2 protein-coding genes are annotated in these 2834 nt (G+C 71.7%); one reads left to right on the top strand and one right to left on the bottom strand.

Annotation, left to right across the window (positions count from 1 at the left end; genetic code table 11):
- Positions 1 to 26: 26 nt before the first annotated feature.
- Positions 27 to 1631, bottom strand: a complete 1605-nt coding sequence (locus ACQKIP_RS44355) for a bifunctional 3-(3-hydroxy-phenyl)propionate/3-hydroxycinnamic acid hydroxylase (protein WP_365862209.1) — start codon at positions 1629 to 1631, stop codon at positions 27 to 29.
- A 137-nt stretch (positions 1632 to 1768) separates the two neighbouring features.
- Between ACQKIP_RS44355 and ACQKIP_RS44360 the strand changes: the two genes are divergently transcribed.
- Positions 1769 to 2401 carry a TetR/AcrR family transcriptional regulator gene (locus tag ACQKIP_RS44360; RefSeq protein ID WP_365862210.1) on the top strand — a complete coding sequence of 211 codons (633 nt, stop codon included), beginning with the start codon at positions 1769 to 1771 and terminating at the stop codon, positions 2399 to 2401.
- The last annotated feature ends 433 nt before the right edge of the window (positions 2402 to 2834 follow it).

Genomic DNA, 2834 nt, shown 5'->3' on the forward strand with positions numbered 1-2834 from the left:
GTGTCCTTAGGGGTGGTCGGTGGCGCTCACGGAGTGATGGACGTGGCCGGGCGGGCAGGGGCGCGGGGGGCGAAGCCCCGGGGCGGTGGCGCGAGCAGGCCCCTCGCGGCGTCCGCGTAGACGTAGGCGTCGGGCCGCAGCGCGAGCGTGGTCGCGCGGTGCTCGCCCATCCACGCCAGCAGCACGTCCTCGGTGTCGACGAGGGTGCCTTCGGCCGGGCGGCTGCCGGCGGGGGTCAGGGTGATCGACGGTACGCCGAGGCGGTCCCAGGCGGGTTGCGCGGTGGCCGTGCGGGCGTGCAGCAACAGCCACCGGCCGGCCAGTGCGTCGTCCAGGCGCACGCGGTTGCCGCCGGAATCCAGGACCCGGGGCTGGGGGATCTGGTGGCCGCAGGCCTTGGTGCGCGGCGTGGCCTGGAGGCCTGCGTCGTAGCGGGCCACGGGGATCCACCGGGAGTCCTGCAGGTAGTTGGCGACGCCGGGCATTCGGTCGAGGGCGCGCAGGGCGTGGTCGCGCACCCGGGTGAGGGCCACACGGCGCTCGGTGATCATGCGGCCGACGAACACGGCGCGTTTGGTGACCTCCATGACGTGGGGTTTGCGTTCGCTCTCGTAGCTGTCGAGCACGCTATCGGGCAGTTCGCCGCGGAGTACGGCTTCCAGCTTCCAGCAGAGGTTGGCCACGTCCCGGACTCCGGCGGCCATGCCCTGGCCGATCCAGGGCGGCATGGCGTGTGCGGCATCGCCCGCGAGGAAGACCCGGCCGACGCGGAAGCGTGCGGCGAATCGGACGTGGTGGCTGTAGACGGTGGCCCGCAGGACCTCGATGCTGTCGCGGCCGATCCCGTAGCGGGAGATCAGTTGGTACACGGCGTCCTCGGTGACCAGGTGTTCCTCGTCGTCGCCGGGCAGCAGCGGGAACTCGTAGCGGTGGTGTCCCAGCGGGGTGGGGCAGTCCACGGCCGGGCGGGCCGGGTCGCAGTGGAAGCGCAGTTTGTCGTGGTCGGGCCAGGGCTTGAGCATCTTGGTGTCGATGACGACCCAGCGGTCCTCGTACGTGCGCCCCTCGTATCCGACGTTCAGCTGGGCGCGGGTGAGGCTGGAGCCGCCGTCGGCAGCGATGACGTAGGAGGCGCGCAGCCGCCGGACGCAGTCGTCGCGGGTGCCGGCCAGGGTCAGTTCGACTCCGGCGGGGTCCTGGCGGACCCGCAGGCACTCATGCTCCAGGAGGATGTCGACGTTCGGGTAGCGGTCGACGCCTTCGCGCAGCACCTGCTCCAGCGCCGGCTGGTAGATGAACATCTGGGGCGGGTGTCCGTGCCCGCGCGGGGTCGGCCGGGCGCTGAGGAAGGGGCGTCCGGACGCGTCCACGAAGTCGACGGGGCGCTCGGTCAGCATGTCCTGCTTCAGCCGTTCGGCCAGGCCGACACGCTGCCAGATGCGCACCACCTCCTCGTCGGTGGAGATGGCCCGGGCACGGGTGAATATCTGTGCGTCGCGCTCGATCACCACGACCTTCAGCCCCGCGGCGCCCAGCAGGTTGGCCGCGGTCACCCCGGTGGGCCCGTACCCGATCACTGCCACGTCGTAGGCCTCGTCTGCGGGTCTGCTCCGCGCACCGTCGTCGTTCATGTGGGCACCTCGCTGTGGTGATGTCTCTGCTACCGCCACATCACGTTGATGTAGCGTTCACTCCAATTGGAATGACTGCTACGGTAAGCAGAGCGACGGATACGGTCAAGGGCAGCCGTTCCAGGGAGGAAGCACCCATGACCCAGCCCCAGCCGACCCGCAGAAAGCGCGCAAACGGAGTCGAATCCCGCCAGCGCATCCTGGATGCCACCGTTGAGATCGCGGGCGAGCGCGGTTACGAGGGCACGTCGATCGCGGCGGTCAGCGCCAAGTGCGGGCTGCCCGCCAGCTCCATCTACTGGCACTTCAAGGACAAAGACGACCTCATCGCGGCCGTGATCGAGCGCAGCTTCGACACCTGGCTGACAGCCCTGGTCCTGCCGGGCGAGGACACGGGCACCCCGCTACAGCGCGTCGTGGCCATGGCCGGAACCGTGGCCAGGTCGCTGGTGGACGCACCCGACTTCCTGCGCCTGGGGCTCATGCTCGCCCTGGAACGCCGACCCGCCGAGCCGCGGGGGCGCACCGTCTTCCTGCAGGTCCGCGAGACAGCCCGCACCAAAATCGCCGAAACAGCCCGGACGCTCTTCCCCGATCTCGACGAGCCGGCCCTCGCGAACCTCGCGACCTACGCCATCGCGGGCGCCGACGGCTTGTTCGTGCAACGAGAGATCAACAAGGACGCCGTCGACCTGGTGGCCCTGTTCGAACTGCACGCGCGGCTGGTGTTCGAGGCGGCCGCCCGCCTCACGGAAGGCAGCGAGCCGTGACCACGGCCAGCGCGCGGGCCCGCCCAGTAAGGGGTCTGCCGCACGAAGCGGACCACCGGCACGGCCGCACCGACCGCGCCCCGCCTTCCCGCCTGCCCGGCGGGCCGGGCCGGGAACGCGTGAGGGCGTATCCGCGGCGTCACGCTCCCCCCGCCGGATCAGCGCCCCGGCATGCCCGGCGGGCCGGGCCCGGGCGCCTGCGCCCACTGCCCCATTCGCCGACTGCCGCGCTGCCGGGCGCGGCCCTCCGCCGCCGGCCGCCGGGGCAATCCCGCCCAGGCATACGCCGCCCCGCTCTCACCCTGCCCTCTGAGCCGAGCTCGCTTCGGGCCCGGCGTCCCCGCCCCGTAGCACCGTCACCGCCGCATCTTCTCCCGCAGGAAGGCCGCGCCATGAGCCGCTCCCCCCGACGTATCGACGTACACCAGCACAT

The sequence above is a fragment of the Streptomyces sp. NPDC059900 genome, from assembly GCF_050270335.1.
Lineage (GTDB): Bacteria > Actinomycetota > Actinomycetes > Streptomycetales > Streptomycetaceae > Streptomyces.

Excerpts from the sequence above, each read along its gene's own strand:
- ACQKIP_RS44360 (WP_365862210.1), top strand. The coding sequence starts at position 1,769 with ATGACCCAGCCCCAGCCGACCCGCAGAAAGCGCGCAAACGGAGTCGAA.
- ACQKIP_RS44355 (WP_365862209.1), bottom strand. The coding sequence starts at position 1,631 with ATGAACGACGACGGTGCGCGGAGCAGACCCGCAGACGAGGCCTACGAC.